The sequence below is a fragment of the Acinetobacter sp. WCHA55 genome (assembly GCF_002165305.2).
In the GTDB taxonomy this organism is placed as follows: Bacteria; Pseudomonadota; Gammaproteobacteria; order Pseudomonadales; family Moraxellaceae; genus Acinetobacter.
In genome coordinates this window covers 1,420,084-1,441,145 of the sequence record NZ_CP032286.1, presented here as the reverse complement: position 1 = coordinate 1,441,145, position 21,062 = coordinate 1,420,084, and the positions used below count along the sequence as shown (strand labels likewise).

General features: G+C 38.7%; 23 protein-coding genes. 11 read left to right on the top strand and 12 right to left on the bottom strand.

The window, feature by feature from the left end:
- Window positions 1-165: 165 nt before the first annotated feature.
- The 4 genes from CDG62_RS09815 to icd all read right to left on the bottom strand — a co-directional run bounded on the left by CDG62_RS09815 (window position 166) and on the right by icd (window position 3,901).
- A protein-coding gene (locus tag CDG62_RS09815; protein WP_085940648.1) for an IS4-like element ISAba1 family transposase occupies window positions 166-1,256 on the bottom strand; the annotation gives its coding sequence in 2 pieces (ribosomal slippage) (window positions 166-716 and window positions 716-1,256; 1,092 coding nt in all).
- Between the two features lie 50 nt (window positions 1,257-1,306).
- Complete coding sequence (locus CDG62_RS09810; RefSeq protein ID WP_087528883.1) at window positions 1,307-1,828, bottom strand: M23 family metallopeptidase; 522 nt, start codon at window positions 1,826-1,828, stop codon at window positions 1,307-1,309.
- Between the two features lie 360 nt (window positions 1,829-2,188).
- The gene (locus CDG62_RS19335; RefSeq protein WP_162904027.1) at window positions 2,189-2,362 is read right to left on the bottom strand and encodes a hypothetical protein; all 174 of its coding nucleotides are present in this window, start codon (window positions 2,360-2,362) and stop codon (window positions 2,189-2,191) included.
- Between the two features lie 285 nt (window positions 2,363-2,647).
- A complete protein-coding gene (gene icd, locus CDG62_RS09805; RefSeq protein WP_087528882.1) occupies window positions 2,648-3,901 on the bottom strand; it encodes an NADP-dependent isocitrate dehydrogenase in 1,254 nt (417 codons plus the stop codon).
- A gap of 386 nt (window positions 3,902-4,287) precedes the next feature.
- On the opposite strand from icd, the gene CDG62_RS09800 reads away from it, so the two are divergent.
- From CDG62_RS09800 to CDG62_RS09760, 8 genes are all read left to right on the top strand, one after another.
- Complete coding sequence (locus CDG62_RS09800; protein ID WP_087528881.1) at window positions 4,288-5,505, top strand: tyrosine-type recombinase/integrase; 1,218 nt, start codon at window positions 4,288-4,290, stop codon at window positions 5,503-5,505.
- Window positions 5,506-5,802: 297 nt separating this feature from the next.
- Window positions 5,803-6,492 carry a hypothetical protein gene (locus CDG62_RS09790; RefSeq protein ID WP_087528880.1) on the top strand — a complete coding sequence of 230 codons (690 nt, stop codon included), beginning with the start codon at window positions 5,803-5,805 and terminating at the stop codon, window positions 6,490-6,492.
- Window positions 6,493-6,640: 148 nt separating this feature from the next.
- Window positions 6,641-7,372, top strand: a complete 732-nt coding sequence (locus CDG62_RS19460; RefSeq protein ID WP_087528879.1) for a hypothetical protein — start codon at window positions 6,641-6,643, stop codon at window positions 7,370-7,372.
- Between the two features lie 78 nt (window positions 7,373-7,450).
- Window positions 7,451-8,101, top strand: coding sequence for an SOS response-associated peptidase family protein (locus CDG62_RS09780; protein WP_087528878.1), 651 nt, complete (start codon window positions 7,451-7,453; stop codon window positions 8,099-8,101).
- Between the two features lie 106 nt (window positions 8,102-8,207).
- Window positions 8,208-8,843: a LexA family protein gene (locus tag CDG62_RS09775; protein ID WP_087528877.1), complete on the top strand. Its 636-nt coding sequence runs from the start codon at window positions 8,208-8,210 to the stop codon at window positions 8,841-8,843.
- A gap of 13 nt (window positions 8,844-8,856) precedes the next feature.
- Window positions 8,857-10,152 (top strand): Y-family DNA polymerase, encoded by a 1,296-nt coding sequence (locus tag CDG62_RS09770; RefSeq protein WP_087528876.1) that lies wholly within the window; start codon window positions 8,857-8,859, stop codon window positions 10,150-10,152.
- A gap of 4 nt (window positions 10,153-10,156) precedes the next feature.
- Entirely contained in the window at window positions 10,157-10,375 is a 219-nt protein-coding gene (locus tag CDG62_RS09765) for a hypothetical protein (RefSeq protein ID WP_087528875.1), read from the top strand.
- Between the two features lie 57 nt (window positions 10,376-10,432).
- Window positions 10,433-10,651, top strand: coding sequence for a DUF6500 family protein (locus CDG62_RS09760; protein ID WP_087528884.1), 219 nt, complete (start codon window positions 10,433-10,435; stop codon window positions 10,649-10,651).
- A 220-nt stretch (window positions 10,652-10,871) separates the two neighbouring features.
- Here CDG62_RS09760 and CDG62_RS09755 read toward each other — a convergent pair whose 3' ends face one another.
- Complete coding sequence (locus tag CDG62_RS09755; protein ID WP_005804963.1) at window positions 10,872-11,840, bottom strand: IS30 family transposase; 969 nt, start codon at window positions 11,838-11,840, stop codon at window positions 10,872-10,874.
- Window positions 11,841-11,971: 131 nt separating this feature from the next.
- On the opposite strand from CDG62_RS09755, the gene CDG62_RS09750 reads away from it, so the two are divergent.
- The 3 genes from CDG62_RS09750 (at window position 11,972) to CDG62_RS09740 (ending at window position 15,319) form a co-directional block, all read left to right on the top strand.
- Window positions 11,972-12,898, top strand: a complete 927-nt coding sequence (locus CDG62_RS09750) for a potassium channel family protein (RefSeq protein ID WP_162904026.1) — start codon at window positions 11,972-11,974, stop codon at window positions 12,896-12,898.
- 157 nt (window positions 12,899-13,055) lie between these two features.
- Window positions 13,056-14,131, top strand: a protein-coding gene (locus tag CDG62_RS09745; RefSeq protein WP_087526864.1) for an IS3 family transposase whose coding sequence is annotated in 2 segments (ribosomal slippage) — window positions 13,056-13,308 and window positions 13,308-14,131 — 1,077 coding nt in all. Because the reading frame shifts where the segments join, the coding sequence is not laid out codon by codon here.
- A 135-nt stretch (window positions 14,132-14,266) separates the two neighbouring features.
- Window positions 14,267-15,319 (top strand): DUF4062 domain-containing protein, encoded by a 1,053-nt coding sequence (locus CDG62_RS09740; RefSeq protein WP_228254440.1) that lies wholly within the window; start codon window positions 14,267-14,269, stop codon window positions 15,317-15,319.
- 219 nt (window positions 15,320-15,538) lie between these two features.
- Here CDG62_RS09740 and CDG62_RS19615 read toward each other — a convergent pair whose 3' ends face one another.
- The 7 genes from CDG62_RS19615 to CDG62_RS09700 form a co-directional block, all read right to left on the bottom strand.
- Window positions 15,539-16,333: a glycoside hydrolase family 108 protein gene (locus CDG62_RS19615; protein WP_087526863.1), complete on the bottom strand. Its 795-nt coding sequence runs from the start codon at window positions 16,331-16,333 to the stop codon at window positions 15,539-15,541.
- A 56-nt stretch (window positions 16,334-16,389) separates the two neighbouring features.
- Complete coding sequence (locus CDG62_RS09725; protein ID WP_087526862.1) at window positions 16,390-16,776, bottom strand: hypothetical protein; 387 nt, start codon at window positions 16,774-16,776, stop codon at window positions 16,390-16,392.
- 63 nt (window positions 16,777-16,839) lie between these two features.
- On the bottom strand, window positions 16,840-17,070 hold the full coding sequence (locus tag CDG62_RS09720) for a hypothetical protein (RefSeq protein WP_058869408.1): 231 nt from the start codon (window positions 17,068-17,070) through the stop codon (window positions 16,840-16,842).
- Window positions 17,063-19,072, bottom strand: coding sequence for a hypothetical protein (locus CDG62_RS09715; protein WP_087526861.1), 2,010 nt, complete (start codon window positions 19,070-19,072; stop codon window positions 17,063-17,065). The genes CDG62_RS09720 and CDG62_RS09715 overlap by 8 nt, the downstream gene beginning before the upstream one ends.
- A gap of 13 nt (window positions 19,073-19,085) precedes the next feature.
- Window positions 19,086-19,478 carry a hypothetical protein gene (locus tag CDG62_RS09710; protein WP_087526860.1) on the bottom strand — a complete coding sequence of 131 codons (393 nt, stop codon included), beginning with the start codon at window positions 19,476-19,478 and terminating at the stop codon, window positions 19,086-19,088.
- Entirely contained in the window at window positions 19,475-19,831 is a 357-nt protein-coding gene (locus tag CDG62_RS09705; protein WP_087526859.1) for a hypothetical protein, read from the bottom strand. The genes CDG62_RS09710 and CDG62_RS09705 overlap by 4 nt, the downstream gene beginning before the upstream one ends.
- The gene (locus CDG62_RS09700) at window positions 19,821-21,044 is read right to left on the bottom strand and encodes a hypothetical protein (RefSeq protein ID WP_087526858.1); all 1,224 of its coding nucleotides are present in this window, start codon (window positions 21,042-21,044) and stop codon (window positions 19,821-19,823) included. The genes CDG62_RS09705 and CDG62_RS09700 overlap by 11 nt, the downstream gene beginning before the upstream one ends.
- Window positions 21,045-21,062 lie beyond the last annotated feature (18 nt).

The following is a 21,062-nucleotide window of genomic DNA, read 5'->3' as shown; positions in this document are numbered from 1 at the left end:
TAAGAAGAAAAAGAACTCCATTGATGAGCTATCAAGATCAATACATTTAACACATTTGAACTTTTACAGTTGCAGATCAAAGCTCGGTTATTTCAATGCATTTAAAGTTAAATATGGATAAGGATTCACTGCCCCTTTTCCAGTCTTCTCTGTACACGACAAATTTCACAGAACCCTTATCCTATCAGGATTCTGCTTTCTTAAAATTGCCAAAATTTCCTTAAACTCTTCTTTTTTCCCAAAACCAATTAAACGCTGAATCGCCATTTGAACATAGTCTAAACCATAGCGAAATAAACTCATTGAGAGTCGTCCATGCTTCTTTATTTTTATCGCTTTTTTTTGATTATGTTGCCATTCACCCGTTAAGTAACACCAACAGAAGCTTATAGCTAACACCGCAATCAATTTTTTCACTCGTCTAGGGTCTGTCAAGCGCGTATTTTCAAGATTAAACCCGCGTCCTTTGAGACAACTGAATAAGGTTTCAATTTCCCAGCGTAATGCATAATCCTGAATAGCATTGGCATTAAACTGAGGAGAAACGACGAGTAAAAGCTCTCCATTTTCTAACTGTAGTGCACTTATATATAGTTTCACCCGACCAACCAAAATCCGTCGTTTACGACATTCAATTTGACCAACTTTAAGATGGCGAAATAAATCACTAATTTTATGATTCTTTCCTAAATGATTGGTGACAATGAAGTTTTTTTAACACGAATGCAGAAGTTGATGTCTTGTTCAATTAACCATGTAAACCACTGCTCACCGATAAACTCTCTGTCTGCGAACACATTCACAATACGGTCTTTACCAAAAATGGCTATAAAGCGTTGAATCAAAGCAATACGCTCTTTCGTATCTGAATTTCCACGTTTATTAAGCAATGTCCAAAGGATAGGTATCGCTATTCCACGATAAACGATTGCGAGCATCAGGATATTAATATTTCGTTTTCCCCATTTCCAATTGGTTCTATCTAAAGTCAGTTGCACTTGGTCGAATGAAAACATATTGAAAATCAACTGAGAAATTTGACGATAATCAAAATACTGACCTGCAAAGAAGCGCTGCATACGTCGATAAAATGATTGTGGTAAACACTTGATGGGCAAGGCTTTAGATGCAGAAGAAAGATTACATGTTTGCTTTAAAATAATCACAAGCATGATGAGCGCAAAGCACTTTAAATGTGACTTGTTCCATTTTAGAGATTTGTTTAAGATAAGATATAACTCATTGAGATGTGTCATAGTATTCGTCGTTAGAAAACAATTATTGTGACATTATTTCAATGAGTTATCTATTTTTGTCGTGTACAGAGTCCAGTCTTATAAATTCCATAGTGCAAATGTGGTGGCGTATTCTTAGCATTGCCCGTGTTTCCGACATAACCCAATACCTCTCCCACTTCAACCCAATCACCCGTTTGAATATCAGGCGCATAGGCATCTAAATGCGCATAGTAGTGACGGCTTAGATTTGGCCCCATCACCCACACCACTTGTCCACCTAGACTATTTATCCCGACATCCAAGACGATGCCTGATGTGGCGCTTAACACAGGCGTACCACGTTTAGCAAAAATATCAATACCTTGATGTTTTCGTCCCTGACCACGTGCAGCCCCCCAAGTGTCCTGTATCTGTTTGTGGCTTACACCTTGTACAGGCACATTTAAATTTTTTGCTAAAGGCGTTTTATATAACTGCCAATATAAATAGGGGTAGCTCAAACCTGCTGCTTCACCCGAAGCAGGTGGCTGACATCCAATCATCAGCAGACTTGTACTTAAAATAGCTCCACTCAAAACTAAACGAGACATGATTCAACTACTCAGCTAATTTTTAGATATACAAATAAGATAAAATTACTTATTCATACTAAATACTTCATATATTGAAAGATATCTTATATATGTAATAACGACAAAACCCTCATTTGATATGAGGGCTTTGGTTAAAAGATGAATTAAATGACGTAAATTTACTTACGTTTCTTCAGTTTTTTCTCCAAGGCTTTCAGCTTAGACTGATGCTTAGAAATCTTTTTTAAACGAGCTTTGATCTTCTGTTTTAATGTTTTCACAACATTATTCGACATAGAGTCCTCCTGTTAGTTCAATTCCTTTTGCGCGATTCCTCCGTGCTACGTTTTTAAATAAATTCATTAAATCACGACAGCTTTAACGTTGCTGATTTGGATTCTGTTGGTTTTGGTTCGGTTGTTTTTGCTGGCCTTTATTTGGCTGCTGTTGCTGTTGTTGCTGTTGTTGCTGATCTGGCTTTTCTTGCGGTTGGTTCGGTTGCTGTTGACGTTGTTGCTGATTGTTCTGCTGCTGATTTTGTTGATTAGCCACGAGACTACTCCTTTGATCATCTGCCGTAACATTCGACAAAGACCACCATACAACACTGGCTCAAAAACCCAAGCTATAAGCTGTATCAAAGTACTTCAATGTAATGACAAATCTAATTTCCCTTTATAAATCAAACTATCGAATTGTTAGACTGTACTTTCACTCACCTAAAGCACGAATGCCTTAACCTAGTCTTACATTGCAAACATATTTCGACCGCTAGATTCAACTTATAAAAAAAGAACCCGCAACAAATGCGGGTTTCTATCATTTTTAGCTTTAGGTTTATTCCATATTCGCAATAATAGCCTCACCAAACTCCGAACAACGTAATAAGGTTGCATTCGGCATTAAACGCTCAAAATCATAAGTGACCGTTTTCGCCTCAATTGCTCCTGAAATACCCTTAATGATTAAATCTGCCGCCTCTATCCAGCCCATATCCCGTAGCATCATTTCAGCAGAAAGAATAATAGAACCCGGGTTTACTTTATCTTGACCAGCATATTTAGGCGCAGTTCCGTGCGTGGCTTCATAAACAGAAATCGCCCCACCAATATTCGCACCTGGCGCAATACCAATCCCTCCGACTTCAGCCGCCAGTGCATCTGAAATATAGTCACCATTCAGGTTTAGAGTCGCAATCACTGAATAGTCCGCAGGACGCATTAAAATCTGCTGCAAGAATGCATCAGCAATCACATCTTTTATAATAATGTCTTTACCATTCTTCGGATTCTTAATTTTGACCCATGGCCCGCCATCAATCAGCTCACCACCGAAACGGTCCATCGCAAGTTCATAGCCCCACTCTTTAAACGCCCCTTCGGTATATTTCATGATGTTGCCTTTGTGAACCAAGGTCACACTCGGCTTATGATTATCAATCGCAAACTGGATAGCTTTACGGACAAGGCGCTGCGTTCCTTCTTTCGATACGGGCTTAATCCCTATCCCACAGTTATCTTCAAAGCGGATTTTAGTCACGCCCATTTCTTCTTTGAGAAACTTAATTACTTTTTTTGCTTCAGGAGAATCAGCTTTCCACTCAATTCCTGCATAAATATCTTCTGAATTTTCACGGAAAATAACCATGTCAGTCAGCTCAGGATGCTGAACAGGTGATGGTACCCCTTCAAACCAACGTACAGGGCGAACACAGACATACAAATCTAATTCTTGGCGTAACGCCACATTCAAAGAACGGATACCCCCGCCAACAGGGGTTGTTAAAGGCCCTTTAATAGAAACCACAAACTCGCGTAGCGCATCAAAAGTTTCTTCTGGCATATAAGAGCCATAAATTTTATTGGCTTTTTCACCACAGTAGACTTCCATCCACTCAATCGAGCGTTTACCGCCATATGCTTTTTGTACTGCTGCATCTACTACAGTTTTCATGGCTGGTGTAATGTCGACACCAATACCATCGCCTTCAATAAAAGGAATAATCGGTTGATTTGGAACATTTAATGATAAATCTGCGTTTACGGTAATTTTACTACCATCCGCAGGAACGATGATCTTCTGATAACCCATTTTGCAGGCGCTCCCTTTTATTATAATTGGCAAATTTAAAAAATAATTGCCGATAGACAATACTTTCCACTCTTCTTATCGCATAATAGCTTAATCGAATTCCGCTGTTTTTGAGATTTATACGAGAAATAACTACATTTCTCTATTAAATAAATCTTGATATTTCTTATTTTATGTAATTACAGAAGTTATTGACTATGAAAATCGTCATCCTGAATAATGTCGATAATATGAGTCTGTATTAATCCGTTACAATCTACTAAAATCCATTCAAAGCCATACATAATAATACTTACAGTCTATTTTAGTCTTTTTCATTCTATTTTAATCCGCAATAAAAACGGGTATCTTCACGGGTAACGTATTTCTACTACCAAGTTACCCGTATGCTCTCAGATTCAAAAGTAAGAACTTTAAAACCACAAGAAAAATCCTACCGAATACTTGATGCTGAACGTTTATATATTGAAGTACGCCCAACTGGTAAGAAAATTTGGCGATTCAAGTTTGTCCTACATGGAAAAGAAGGAACCATAAGTTTTGGCGAATACCCGGCAGTGTCACTTCAAGATGCTCGCAAGCTTAAAGACGAAGCAAAAACCAAACTTGCTAAGGGTTTAAACCCAGTTGAAGAAAAGAAAAAAGATAGAATCGAAAAGGAACTGGCTACTAACAATACGTTTAAAGCAATCGCGCAAGAATACGTTCAAGAGAAGATGAAATATAAATCAGAGGATTATATTGCTCGTTTCAATAATTCGATGGATAAGGATGTCTATAAAGCCATTGGCAATAAACCAATAAAGGATGTTACCTCAGCAGATATCCTATCCATTATGAAAAACACAGTTGAACGTGTATTAAGCCAAGGGAAACATGGCACTGGTGAGTCTGCTGCCAACCGTAATCGTAGATTCATTGGTTTAGTTATGCGTTATGCCATTGTTACTCTACGCGCTGAGAACGATCCCACATATGCTGTAAGGGAGGCCATTGAAACCCCTGAGGTTGAACATGCTCGACCACTTGAAAAGCATGAGAAGAATTCACTACGACAAAAAATTGATAGTTATGGAGGTTCTACAACAGTTAAGAATGCGTGTTTAGCAATGCTCTACTCTATGCTCAGAACTGTTGAAATAAGAAAAATGGAGTGGAGTTTTGTGGACTTTGAGGAGAAGATTATCAAATTCCCCAAAGCCTCAAGACGCCTAAAACAAGAACGCACGATGAAAAAAAATAGAGTTCATATCGTTCCTATTTCTGATCAATTACTCAATATCTTGAACGAACAATATGCTTTTACGAATGACCAAAAATATGTCTTCCCTTCTCCACAGAAAAGAGACTGCATGATCTCTAGAACTACTCTCAATAAAATGCTTACTTATATTGGCCTAAATCAAGTGACAGCTCATGACTTCAGGGCTACAGCATCGACTGAATTAAACAGCCTTGGCTACAATGCTGACTGGATCGAAACACAACTGGCGCATGCTGAAGCAAATAAGACCCGTGCATCATATAACCATGCGAAATATTTGGCGGATCGTAGAAAGATGATGCAAGATTGGGCAAACATTGTAGATAGCTGGAACACATAAATTATGAAAGTATCAGATCTAACCCCTAACCAACTTCCTCATGCCCTCGCTAAAGCAATGAAAGTAAAATCAGTGCCAGCGATCGATTGGGAGTTATGTGGAAAGCTAATAGAAAAGAAAGTATTAGCATATCCCCCTCTTTCTCAAGATGGACTGCTTTTTATGTTGGGTCACGTGCAAATAGCCGAGAAGCTGAACAAGTTGGGGATACGGCAATTGAGGCTGTAGTGAAGTGCTTCATTGAAAAAAAATTAGGTAGTGCCTTGTAATTAATAAATAATTTGGATTTAAGCCATAATGAATACACCTGTTAGAATAATTAACATTTGCGCAATTTTTATTATTTTCTTTGTTTTAATTCTTGGTGCTACGTGGATTGGCTATAGGCTTGAACACACACCAAACCCTCTTAAAGAAGCAGTATCCTCTACAGCATCGTTTCTAGCAATCTTGGCGACATTAACTGCAGCTTATGTAGCTTCAAAACTTTTTAATGATTGGCGTGTACAACACAATAAGTCTGTAAGAAACGAGTTCTCTTTAGAAACATACAAAAAGTTTTCAGAGTTTGATCACTCTTTAACTTTATGTGCTTTTGATATTGAATCATTGGAAGATAGCATCGCAGATGCAACGTATCATATAACCCCTGGTACTCCTTACTATCAAGATCTACTTCCCAAAATGGAAAAGGTAGTGAATGGCTTAATTTTAGTAAAAATTAATTTCTCTAGTTACCTTCAAGCTCAACGTGCTTATGGTGCTGTGACTGGGCAAAGTGAAAATGTTCATAAAGTTATAGAATATTACATTAATGAACATTCTAGAATTACAAACAAACCCTTAAAACAGTTTAAAAATGTGCAGGAGTTCATAAACAACTCAGGTACTGAAGTGAAAAATTTTAGCGACTTTTCAGCAAGAATCTACAATTCAAATATAAGAGAAATATTAAACAACCTTCAGGTTGAAGATAAAACCTCATGATAGTAACCATAATAAGCTCTCCTGACAAAGATCATTAGATACCATAAACATCAAATCTTTGAATGAAGTAGCGCTGACGTTTTTCATAATATTTGGCAAAATATGAAAAGATAACGCGAATTTTAAAATTAGTTAGAAAGCTTAATTTATGAATATACAACTGAAGAAAATTGACTGGATACGCTGGGCCATCTACCTCATAACAGTCATATTCTTAGCCTATTTAATTTTTATTTGCTTTTTCGCCAAACCTGACCAGTTTTTGTTTGGCAATGTTTTTATCAAACAATCAACAATTGACTTTGGTGGTTTTGGTAGTCTACTTGCTGGAATCTTTTCTCCTTTAGCATTTTTGTGGTTGGTTCTGAATTTCAGACAGCAAGATAAAAGTTTAATAATTGCAGAAAAGCAACTTCAAATGTTAATTGAAGAACGACAGGCACGAAATAAGATCCTTAAACCAAAATTTAAATTTTCCAATTTTCTTGTCACGTCATTTGATGATGAACAATTTGGATTGACAACTTTGTTAACTTTCGAATGTGAATCTGATAAAGATTTAATGAAGTGTAATTTAATTGTATTTGATAGTTTTATTCCACTTTATACCTATAACAAATTTAAACCCTTAAATAGGTACAAAGAAATGTCTTTACGTCCAATTTCAGCTAATACACCTACACTTATTAGACTGCAATTTGATCAAAATTCTATCAATAAGCTAAGGTACAATATTAGTGATATTGGGATAAAGTTCCTGAATGCTGAGGGATATGAACAGACAGAGAGATTTGAATTAAAACTTACTTGTAACTTTAGTGATGCAGGTGAAATGTATGACATTAAATTCCATGTTGTAGATTGGGACAATATATATTGAAAAACTGGATATAATGATCCCTTGTACGATTTTCAAAAATTCACGTATCAAAATTAAAAATAAGAAAGTGGTAAGTATATGTGCGCAAACTTTGAAGCGATCAGAAAGAATCGTGCATTTCTGTTAGATCTGCCTGAACCTGATCAACTGGAGTTCCCTGAAGATATATTTCCGAACTTCCCCTCGCCTTTGATCTTTTCCAATAAGGGTAAGGTTGAGTGGGGATCCGTTAATTTTGGGATGATTCCTAAGTGGGCAAAAGAAAAGAGTTTCGGTAAGTACACCTATAATGCCCGGACTGAAACGGTCGCCGAGAAACCAAGTTTTAGAGAGGCTTGGTATAAGTCTCAATTTGGTTTAATCCCTGTCGAAACTATCTTTGAGCCAAAATACATAGATGGGAAATCGCACTGGTATGGCATTGCACGTGAGGATAGTATGCCCTTTACCGTTGCAGCCATCTACGAGAATGCTGTAATTGCAGGTGAGCAAATCCGATCGATGAGCATGCTCACTATCAATGCCGATAAACATCCCTTCATGAAGCAATTTCATAAGCCTACTGATGAGAAGCGTTCGATCATCGTAATCCCTGATGAATACCGTGAAGAATGGCTCAACTGCAGCTTTAAAGAGGCGCATGAGTTCTTCTTTGAAATGCAGGATGAGTACATCACCTTCCCTAAATCCCGCTTATCTGAAAATGGTACTCAACCTAATTTAATTTGAATGCCCTTTGATTATCCACAGCTTTTAAATTTGAAATTTAATTCAGCGCAGACTATCCTAAAAAAGAGTTCAGTTCCAAACACGCCTCGTAGCGTAGGAGTCAAACATGTCAAAGAAACTACCGATCTATTTCTCGGATGACGTCTGGTCATTCCTTCAAACACTTATGGGCCCTGATGGTGCTCCTAGTCCTACCGTCAATGCTGTCTTTCAAAAAATACAAAAAGAGCATGAGCTAGGTTCTAAGTTTGATCTTAAAGAAATCTCAATTAAAACCCACCTCGAAATTCCGTCTGCATTAGAACGTTTTTCTGCGGGTCCTGCTTTTGGTACCAAAGATCACATCGACAAGTCGATCGACTTAAATGACTTTCTCATCTTCAATCCAATCTCCACGTTCATGGGACGGGTTGATAGTGAGTCCATGCTTTACGCTGGCTTTGAAATAGATGACCCTTTTCTGGTTGATAAGAGCATTACAGCACAGCATAGAGATATCGTTTTAGCCCTCATCGATGAGCGTGAAATAACGTTAAAGCGGTTAATGATGACCGCTAAGATGTCAAAACAAGAAATCAAAGAAATGTTTGGGGATGAAGACTATGAACTTCCCCCTATTTGGCTAAGAGCTGAAAACCCAGCTTACGAGCATATTATTCCTAAAGACAGCCAATCTATCTCTATCCAAGGGGTTGTTACCTTCAACCTCAAGCAATTTTATAGACGCTCTACCAGCAAATAAGAAGTATAAAAAAATGAAAGCTGAAAATCGTATATTCGCGTTAGTGGACGTGAATAACTGCTACGTCAGTTGTGAACGTATTTTTAATCCATCCCTCAATAATCGTCCGGTCATTGTTCTCTCGAGTAATGATGGTTGTGCCGTGGCGCGCTCCCAAGAAGCCAAAGACATTGGTATTAAAATGGGTGTGCCAGTATTCCAGATTCAAGACATCATTAAGAAGCATGACGTGCAGGTGTTCTCCAGTAATTTTGCCCTATATGGTGCCATGTCACGTCGCTTTATGACTTTACTGGGGATGTATGTTGCACCAGGAGAACAGGAGATTTATTCAGTCGATGAATGCTTCTTGGATCTCACCAGTTATGAACACTTATTTGATTTAACCGACTATGCCCAAGACATTCGTAAGACCGCTTGGCAGTGGCTTACTTTGCCCTGCTGCGTGGGGATTGGCCGCTCAAAGACTGAAGCCAAAATTGCTAATCACCTAGCCAAGAAGAATAAGTTCTTTAATGGGGTGTGCAATCTGGTCGATATGGACCCTTGCTCTACTGAAGCCATGCTTGCCCAAGTCGACGTTGGTGAGGTTTGGGGTGTTGGTCGGCAGAATTGTAAAAAGCTCAATGCAATGAATATCCGTACCGTTTTGGATTTGGTTCAAGCGCATCCTATAGAAATTAAAAAGCAGTTCAGTATTGTCATGGAAAAGACCGTACGAGAGCTGAATGGGGTCTCATGCATCGATATTGAAAGTGATGCCCCAGCTAAAAAGCAAATCATCAGCAGCCAATCTTATGGCCAACCCATCTATGACATTGAAAACATCAAGTCCTCAGTGCGTTTATATGTGCAAAGAGCTGTTTCAAGACTGCGTGATGATATGTCCCTATGCAAGATGATTGGAGTATTCATTCAGACTGGTCGCTTCGATAAGGCCGAGAAATACACACCTTACGTCATTATGCAATTGCCTGAGCATACCGATGATGTTTTAGAGATTACCCGCATAGCGATGCAGGCCATTGATGAGGTATTCAAACCCGGCTTTAAGTATAAGAAGGCAGGAATCATCCTGATGGAGATCATCCCCAAAGCGAAATTCTCCCCTGACCTATTTACTGATTATTCGCTACAGATTAAACGAGCCAAGCTCTCAGATGCCTTAGATCACATCACCCACAAGTATGGCAAAAACACTTTGTCGTTGGGTTTGTGCGGGCGAAAAGAAGAACACTGGCAAATGAATCAAGAACGTAAATCCCCTAACTATTTAACCGAATGGAATGAACTCTTTAGAGTGAGATAAAACTATGCATTTATTTAAACTTTCAAATGAACAATTGACGCAGATTCTAATCCCTAAGCGTTTTGTGCCACCGACACCAGAGGAATTCAAAGACAAGAATATGGTTTACGTCTTTGACAGTGAGGATAAGTTTGAACTGACTTATGATGAGCTGGTAGAGATTATTGGCAAGGCTAGACAGGCTGGACCTAGAATGATTCCAGTGTTAGGGACGGTGAATTAAATCTATCTGCAGTTATGCAAGTTTTAGAGAAATTGAATAATTAAGATGGATCAAATTATGAGAGATGAATTAAAAGAAATTTTTATTCGTGGATGTAACGAGAAAATTAAGAAGAAGGGAGAAAATGTAGGTCTATCCTTTTACGCTTTCTTCAGGAATAAAAATGATAATCCAGAACTATTGATGGAAGCTGCTCAGTGGTGGATTATGCATCACAAACTAGATCACTTTGAGAAAGCGGTTAAAGTTAAGCAGCTTGTTTTAAGTGAGCCGTAATCACAGATACTTCATTGACTAGCCAAAACGTGGCTAGTCAATGAAGTTTGAAAAAGGAATTATTTTAATTTGGAAGATGGGTTGACTATTGTAGTTTAATTAATAATAAATTAATTTTAATATTTCGATTAAAATCATTAAATTTTTAATCATTACAATGTTTTACAGTTTAGTATCGGCAATATATCTTTAATTTAAGTAATTCTTATGGGGGGCGAATTCAAACATGAGGTGCGACAGTTTCAAAAGCCATATGATAATCAACAAGCTGAGCAAATTTCTCTAATGGTGTAAGCCAATCTAACGCCTTTCTAGGACGAGTATTCAGTGACATGGCAACTTGATTTAAATAATGCTGATCTGCCTGATTTAAATCAATCCCTTTAGGTAAATATTGCCTAATTAAACCATTCATATTTTCGCATGTGCCTTTTTGCCAGGGTGAATGTGGGTCACAGAAATATACATCTATGCCTAAATCTTCTTCGAGTATTTTATGTTCTGACATCTCACGTCCACGGTCATAGGTCAACGTTTTACGCAGTTCTGCAGGTAAATATTTCAGAGCTTCAGTTAAAGCCTTGCGCACTGATTCTGCCTTTGCATCAGGTAATGTTGCCAAGATACAGAGCCGTGTATTTCGTTCAATAAGTGTTGCTATCGAACTTTTATTGTCTTTACCTTTAATTAAATCAGCTTCCCAATGACCCGGTATTTTTCTTTCTTGAACTTCGGCTGGGCGCTCATGAATAGTTTTAATATCCTGTAATATAGAATCTTTTTTAGGTTCACCGTTAGCTTTTCGCTTTTTATTTTCATGACGTAGACAGGATAATAAGTCTTTTTTCAACTCACCCTTGGGTAATGCTCGTATCGTTGAATAAATCGTTGTATGGCTTACATTCATTGTTTGATCCAAATCAGGAAATGTCTTTAAACGCTTTGCTATTTGCTGAGGAGACCATAAACAACGGATCGCTTCAACAATAAATTTCCAGAGGATTGAATCGATTTTGAGTTTTCTGTGACCACGTCTACGTCTAGCGAAGGTGTTATCAGAAGCATATCGAGCTTGATAAACGTCATTGATGCTATTTCTTTTAAGCTCACGATAGATCGTACTAGGATGTCTTTTAATGAGTTCAGCAAATTTTCTGGCTGAAAAGCCTTCTTTTCTTGACTCAAGCATTAATGCAGTACGATCTTCAAAGTTAAGATGATGGTATGACAATTTTATATACTCCATAAACCCTTTAAATTAATTAGGTGGTTTATGTCGCACTTCAAGTTTTACTCTGCCGGGTTAACATGTATTCAGAAATGATGGGACAAGCTTTACGCAAACTCTCTAAAATCAATCCAATATACTTCGCATTAATTTATTTGGCTGCTATTTTTGTTTCAAGCATCCTTATCTACTGTATTCCTATATTCAAGCTTGTAAGTTCTTTAGAGGGGATTAACTTAGAAAGCTTCTATACTGCATTTTACTTTAGCTTAATCACGATAACCACACTGGGTTATGGCGATATAGTTCCAAGCAACGATGCTACAAGGATTTTAGCTTCTGGTCTTGCACTTTTTGGCATCGTTCTTACTGGCCTATTTTTAAATTCGCTAGCTTTTATCATTTCCACACTAACTCAATTAGATGACAGAAGGAAAATAGAGGAGGAAAGAAAGGATTTAGAAATTGAGAAATTTAGTAAAATTTCAATTTTGATAGAACAGAATTTCAATGATTTTAAATATGCTGCAACTAGCTTAATTACACCAATAGAAAAATATAATCCTATTATCGATACTACACCATTAATGAAAATGGACTTCAAATTAAATGATTTGAAAGATTTATTTAAGAACAATCCATTAAGACGGTTTTCAATTTCAAAAAGTAAAATTGAAGTATATTATGATACTTTTGACTTTTTAAACAACAACTTAGATCAACTTTTAAAGTTGGGTTATTTTAATTTTAATATCGAGGTTGTAGAAAGGATAGTTGAGTATTTGAGTAACGCTAAACTCATAGATACTCGTCAAAATATAATTCAATATGCAAGACAAAGTCCTCAAAATAGAGAGTGGATAGAAAATATGTTAGCTGGGGCTAGTGAAAACGTAGCCATAACAGAAATAGCTAATTTAATCGATGACTATATTGTTTTAAGAGAACAAATTAAGTTAACAGTCATCCTAATAATAAATATAGAAAATCTAATTGAATCCTTGCGCAATAAAAAATAGTCAACATTTGATCATAATTAATTTGTGGTTAGATATTACTTTCAATGAAGTATAAACAGGGGCGTAGCTTAATAATAGTTACACCCGGTAATCCCCCCTAAAAATAATAGGATCTAAAAGTAGAATTTTCTCTTAAGATACGAGCAGGAGATTCTGCATGAAAACATCTAAATTTACTGACAGTCAGATCATGTCCATCTTGAAACAGGCAGAATCTGGCACACCTGTAGCGACCCTTTGCCGTGAACACGGCATGAGTAATGCTACCTTTTATAAATGGCGTGCCAAATATGGTGGTATGGATACATCATTAATGGCTCGACTGAAAGAGCTAGAAGCCGAAAATACCAGACTTAAAAAGATGTATGCGGAAGAGCGATTAAAGGCCGAAATCATCCAGGAAGCGATGGCAAAAAAGTGGTAAAGCCATCTTGCCGGCGTAAGATGGCACAACAGGCAGTTGCCCAGCATGCCATTAGTATTCGTTTGGCTTGTAAAGCATTTGGCATTAGTGAAACCTGCTACCGCTATCAAGCCAAACTCAGCGATGACAATGCACTCATTGCTGAACAGCTCATTGAACTCACTGAGGAAAATTCCGATTGGGGCTTTGGTTTGTGCTTCTCGTATTTACGGCATGTTGAGAGTTGCTGCTGGAATCACAAGCGGGTTTACCGCATTTACTGTGAGTTGGCACTGAATCTGCGTATTAAACCGAGAAGAAGACTAAATCGGCATGCGCCTGAACCATTGAAAGAACCAATCCGAGAAAATCAGGTTTGGTCATTAGATTTTATGCATGATCAGCTTTCCGATGGTCGCAAGTTTCGATTATTGAATGTGATTGATGATTACCGCCGCGAAGGCCTAGCCATTGAAGCAGGGTTCTCATTGCTCACAATCAGGGTTATTCGTACGTTGAATCAATTGCTGGAGTGGAGAGAAAAACCGTTAGTGATCCGATGCGATAATGGTCCCGAATTTATCAGTCACGAATTTGTGCGCTGGGCTACTGAGCACGGTATTCGTATTGAATATATTCAACCGGGTAAGCCACAGCAGAATGCGTATATTGAACGCTATAATCGGACCATACGTTATAGTTGGCTGAGCAAGCATTTATTTGATACTTTGGATGAAGTACAAGATTATGCAACAAACTGGTTGTGGCATTACAACCATGAAAGACCACATCAAGCTAACAAAGGAAAGCCACCTCTAATGGCTGCTTAACCTCTACTTTTAACTTCGGTTATTTATGGGAGGATTACCACCCCTTGACTAAGTCAGGTCATGCCTCTCCCACCCTTTCAATATCAATAGCTTATAAATTCTAAGCATGTTATTTTAATGTGAATTTTAATAGTTATGATTCAAATGGATAAAAGATACCAAGTTTTTGTGAGTTCAACTTTTAAGGATTTAGAAGAAGAGCGTAAACATATTATTCAGACTCTCATGGAAATGGATTGTATTCCTGCTGGAATGGAGCTCTTCCCAGCTGTAGATGAAGAGCAATGGGACTTCATAAAAAAAGTTGTTGATGATTGTGACTATTACCTTTTATTAATTGGGGGTAGATATGGCTCTTTAAGTCCTGAAGGTATTGGCTACACTGAAATGGAATATGATTATGCTGTTTCAAAAGGAATGAAAGTCATTGCACTAATTCATGGTGACCCCAATAACTTACCTCAGATCAAATGTGAAAAAGATTCAAAATTACAAGAAAAATTAGAAAATTTCAGAGAAAAGGTATGCACTGGTAGGCTTGTTAAATTTTGGAAAAATTTAGACCAAATTTCAGGACTTGTGTCATTAAGTCTTTCTAAAACAATAAAAACCTACCCTGCTGTTGGGTGGGTACGTGCTGATTTAATTCCTTCAGAAAATACAACTCAAGAAATTTTAGTATTAAGAAATAAAGTTCAGGAACTTGAAACGACAATTCAAAATTTAAGGTTAAAACCAGAAGGTATTGAAAATCTATCACAAGGGGAGGATGTTGTAATATTAGATATACTCTATAAAGCTAATCAAGCTGGTGATACTGCTTATACAACCAAAAAAAACTATATCATCAGCGTTGAAATAACTTGGAATAGTATCTTCGAATTTTTATCTCCAAGTATGCTTGTTGAAAATAGCGAAGAAAACTTATTAACTCTTCTTGGATCATGCATTTACAGATATTGCCATGAACAAATAGAAGATTTTGCAAAGAATAACAAGCTAAAAAACTTGACTAACAGGAAAGCATATTTGGAAGACTTAAGGCTTATAATTGTTCAGTTTAGAGCTTTAAAATTAATTGCGTTAAGTAATAAGAAGCATCCACCTTCGGACAATAATATATATTGGACATTAACTTCTTATGGCGATGAATTAATGACCCAATTAACAGCAATAAAGAGATCTTGATAAGTTAATAGACCGAGAAAAGAGTTATCTAAAATAACTAATCCCAATTAAGAATAGTTATATTTTATGATGATAGCTCCACGCCTTAAATAAATATAGGGATTACTCATCACCTAATGGCTTTATCAATTAACACACTGCACGCAAACAGTGACATTCACCTTTGTCGAAATCGAATTCGCTGTGCAACCTGATAGCAGGATGCACAGCAACATGCGACTAGTTATCCTGAGCAGCATATTTCAAATTATCCGCTACACGATTTGCCCAACCCTTTCCGTATGTTGGCCATGTTGAAAGTGATGTATAAAACTTCAATCGTTCTGCAGTAAGACTGAGCAATACATCATTTAGATCCAAGTCATTCACAGCCGTAATTGTTTTAGGACCAATAACTCCATCAGCAGTTACCCCCGCAACTTGTTGCAACTCAATGATTGCTCGTTTCTTACCAGCATTAATTGCAAAATCCCACAGTTGAAAAGTAATGGCTGAATGCAAACCATGACCGCCTAATTTATCCCACCAGTCCTTTTTATAAATTTCTTTGGCTTGGGCTAATGTGATGTTTTTAATATCAAGGTTTGGATAGGTGTTAGCAGCTAAGCCGAACTTTGTACCTTTTAGCATCCCGACTCCAACCTTGCCCTTTGTCCAATTACCTGGATCACGGCTGTCATCACTGTAACCACCTTCATGACCAATTAATCGTTGAAAGGCCTGATCGAATGTAATGGAGCTTATGGGTAGTGTGGCAAAGCTTAATAATTGTGGTACTGGGTGAATTTCAGGCTGTTTTTTCAAGCGTGCAAGCACCATAGCCACGCCTACAAACATTCCCAACCACTCGGCAATGTTTTCAGGAATCTTATTTTTTAGTTCTTGTGGGATTACGTTCCACACACCTAAAAACTGCTCTGATAATAAAATCAAGGCATAAAAAAAGGCGCTTGCTGCGCCCACTTGTACTGACTTGAGTTTCCAAGCCTGTTGCCAATTTTCAATTAATTTCATTTCACTTTCCTTCAAGTATTAAAAAACCGCCCTAAGTCGGCATATAATTTGGTGTGTTACTTTCTTAAATCTTCTCTGGCTTCTTTAAGCTCCTTAACCACTTCAATAATGGTTTTCCCCTCCTGTTTATTGATGAAGTTAAAAGTCCACCGCACAACAGCCCAACCCGGTAACCCACAGACAAAGAAGAATCCGCCCAAAGCGATCATCCCCCAAATATCCGTTACCCACTCATGCAGCCCCCATTTCACGATAATAAAAGCGCCTCCAGTCAGACTAGATACAACCGTACAAATCAAACCCACCGCCCACTCTTGTGGTGAACGTGGCAAGCGCATCATGATGACAACCGTTGCAACAAGTGCTATTGCTAAAGTAACCATAATTGCTGCACCGTAGAACTTTAAAAACGCAGCAAAACCACTTGTGGACACTGGTTCCATTTACTTCCCCCTAATTTTTGACAATAAAAAAGCACCCTTTTGGGTGCCATATACTTTTTAAACTTAAACTTCGATTTGAATCACTTCACCCAATGGCGCGAGTCGCTTGATCTCACCATCAGACACAAATACAGATGCTCCTAAGTTGTAGCGTGTTGAACTGGTGACTAAATTTAATCCCGATCCACCCACCACCAACACTTTGTAGTTCGGATGATCCACGCTGGTAATGGTCCCTACAAACTCTGCAGCTGTAGGAAGCAAATCAATTAAACGCTGTAATGCATTACTCACGATTGACACGCTCCACTTTCACGGTTTGATTGACCAGCGCATGACTGAACGAGACGCTGACACTATCTACAATTCCCCACCACTCTGCGTTAAATGCCAGTACTTCTCCAGGCACACATTCACCCACTTCAGGCGAAATCGGCATGCTGTAGGTGTGTGTTTCAATCATCCCCGCTTTGGCAAGTTTGGCCTTTCCATAAGCGCCCATGCTGACATAGTTAAATAATGGATTATTTTCAGGCTGAAGTAAGGTATCGGCACTGGTACCAGTACGCTTTACTTGAGAGACCAAAGCTTTACGATCATTGGTCAGCGTAATGCCGTTGTAATCTGGATAGATCTGGTAATCAGTCGACTGACTCACCACTGCAGACTCAGGCAATAAGCGATCATATTCAGCAATCGACAACACATCCCAAAAGGTCTTTTTATATAGCGGTTTAATGGTCAGTGTATTGCTGCCCTTTTCGCTGTAAATAAATCCACCACCACTTTCAACCACCATCTTGATGGCATCGATTGGTGCTAAGTTGGAATAACTTAAGCATTCACGCTCAACAATCCAGCCCAACGCATCGATCAACTGCCAATTCAGTGCTGTATCGCTAAATACGCGATCCAGTTCCGCTTGGCATAACTGGACGGAGGTTCGCTCATTTTCTTGTAAGAATGAGCGTAAAGGCGCTGTCGGTGCAGCAAGCAGTGCTGTTTGACTGCGACCAATCAAGGTATAGGTGTCTTGGGCAAATTTACGAGAACGTCGTCGGTTCTCAAGCAACATTTGATGCTCGGTACCATTCACTGTAATTTTTAAAATCACAGGTTGGCCATTGATCGGTTCAAGTTTGCCAATCTGGGATGCTGGTACGGTCAAAGTATAGGACCAACACCAGCAACTGCGATCGGTACTGTAATTCCCGTCATAGACTTCAATTGATACGCCATTATCTAGGCGCGTCACAGATAAACTATTCAATATATACCACCAATTACGATTTGGTATGCCAGGTATGCAATCATCCGCACCGAAGTTGAGAGCAACATCATGTGAATCCACCTCATGACACAGGCATACAAACTCAAGATCGCCCGTCCCTTCGTATTGAGGAATCTCAGGCTCTGGCCACGGTTGAACGGGATGCTTGCGATAATGGATAGACTTGGCTTTATCCCAAGGAATTTCGTCCTGTGTGACCAGCTCTAAGCCTCTATCCCAATCAAAGCTAAAATGCTTTTCAAACACATGCGCGACCTGATGTGAAAACGAGATATTGCGCCGCTTTCGGATCATCTCCTGATGAGTCAATTCACGATTCAATCGCAGCTTGATCGATTCATCAAAATACAAGTCACGCGCAATCCGAATCTTCAGGTTTTCTTGCCAGCGCACACTTTGGTTGCGACTGAGCTTCGCGCCCTGGTCAAACACCGCGTGAATGGATTCAGATAAAGTCCGTCCCCGCTGAAAGCCAATGTCATTGCCATGGTTCACCACCAATCCAAGGTCGTAAAAAAAGGTGTCATTTGACACCCTTAAGACTGGTTTCGCCCATGGTATTTCAGTTGATCCAAGCTGTGTGATTGCACGCTCAAATACAGCACTGAATATCAGCTCAACACCGAGCTGATGATTAATATCGAACAAGGCTGCAAAGGCGGGATTGAATGATGTATTGATCACTGCATCGAGGGAGCAATACGCATTAATTCCCACCACGTTCAGTTCAGGGATAAAACCTGTATTGATGGTTGCTTCAAGTGTTGCTGTTTGCCCTGATACAGCTTGAAATTCCGCTTGAAATGAAACATTGATCTCAGCATCAAGCACATTAAAGTCGAAACTTTGGGCCTGAAACAAAGCCAAAAAGGAAGTATCAAAAGTGGCTTCAAGTGATGCGAGATTTTGTTCATCTGCACCAAAGTTAAGATCAGTAGAGCCTGTCGCAATGTCTTTAAAATTAAGATTTACATGATGTGCATCTGGTGGAATATAGTTCGCCACATGTCCACCTCTTTTATGTAGATGGTTTGAGGATCAATGAGTTCATCATTAAGGTGCTGCCTAAGACCAGTTCAGGATTGGCTAGCTCTATATCCGTACCCACGGTAAAGTCTGCAACAGGTTCACCTGCGCCATTCAGCAATCGCGCCCAAGTTGCAACGCCCGCTTTCGTTACCGTTGCTGCATCAGTTTGATTGAGCTCAATGCGGTCAGCATGCATCGTCTTTAAACACGGTTTAGGTAAAGTCAGGATCACCAACTTAGCAGCATTATTCGCAGAAACTGTGACTGAAGCTGGTTTTGCATCATCATAAAAAATAAAGGAAGCGTTTGAGCTTCCTTGATCGAGATATGTGGCCAGTGCTTGGAGTTGCACAAGACTGGCTTTTAAAGAGGGTTGAATCATTTGGCCACCAGTTTGTCTGAGATGACTGCGTTATATTGTCCATTGGGATCAAGGGCCACAACAAAGCATTCAAGCCCTACAGCAATATTTCTAAATGCATATGTACCATCAGGTCTTGATGTAGTTTCCCAAAGCAATTGTCGATTACTTCTTTTAAAACAACACACCGGAACAGACGAGTAATTCTGTCCCAATTTCTTGATCGTGCCTTTGATTTGACCATACCCCTGATCAGGATTGGTGACTGTGATCAGTAAACGAGGAAGTCTTAAATTGACATAATGCATATCAATAAGCTTTTGATCATCGGCAATATAATTTCCAAAGAACACTCGAATGAGCTTAAGTGACAATTTTAATCTCCTCGATTGGAACAGCATAAAACGTCACAGATGTACTATTCGGTCCACCAGCGGTATGCAGATAAACCAAGTTATTTAAATCAACATCCATGGTCTTTGAGGGAGATGTTATTTTAGTCCGTGGCGGGGTATTAGATGCACCATATTTGGCGATATAAATCCCACCTGCTGCATATCCTAAAAACTGCTTTGTACTCTCTTCATAAATCGGCAGAAGTTCAGTCGTTGTGGTATTAAATCCACTGATGGTACTTGGTAAATATGAGCTTGCCGCTTGGGGTGCAAGCGGGGTTAAAACTGCTGTAGAGTTCGATGGCACAAAATTGCAAAGGATATTTCCTATTACCCCTTTTCTAATCGATGAATAATCAATACTTCTATTATCCTTGTCTGAAGCACTTGAGTCATACAAGAACAAAATAGGATAGTTTAAATTTGAATAATTAATCGTTGCTGCTGGCACAATGCCATTGATTAAACCGCTGTTTAAATTCCCTTCGGTATTGATCAAGGCTAGAAAATGATAGCGGCTACCCACTACAATGGCATTTCCTAGAATGCTATACCCTTGGGAATATGTATAATTATTATAATTACCAGTCCACATTGCAGTGAAATCCCACTTCGGTAAAGCTTGTCCCGCGTTGTTACCAGAACGACCATTCACATAAGCATTTTGGTCAGTAATAACACCCAAATCCAAGTCTACTGTTTTACCCACACAAGGCATCATGGTGTTCCTGTGGCCGCTAAGGGCTTGATGAGCAATCCGTAAATATAAATCTTCCTCATTCAAATTCTTAAATTTAAAGATCTGTATAAGTCCTGCTTCATAAACTATTTCCCACCCAAGGGATGCAATCTTAGTCACAAAACCACCTGAAAGTGAAATTGGTGCAGCATCAATAGTCATGGTGACTGAGGTTGCTGTGACTGAATCAATCCAAAACTCACCTCCATTGATTGCCGCCAATGCTCCTGAATTAATCTTAAGCACCCGATCTGCAGCGTAACCATGTGCCACTCCATAGTTCAATGTCACTTGATCGCCTGTTACTGAAACACTAGCAACAGTCTGTTCGTTATAGCCTTGTGACAGCATTTTTTTAAAACGATCAGGAAATAATGTTTTTGAACCAGCACAGAAATCCAAGCCTACATCTGCGAAATCAAACATCTTTGTTTGTGTTTGCTTCATTGCCATTATGTTTTACCCATAAAA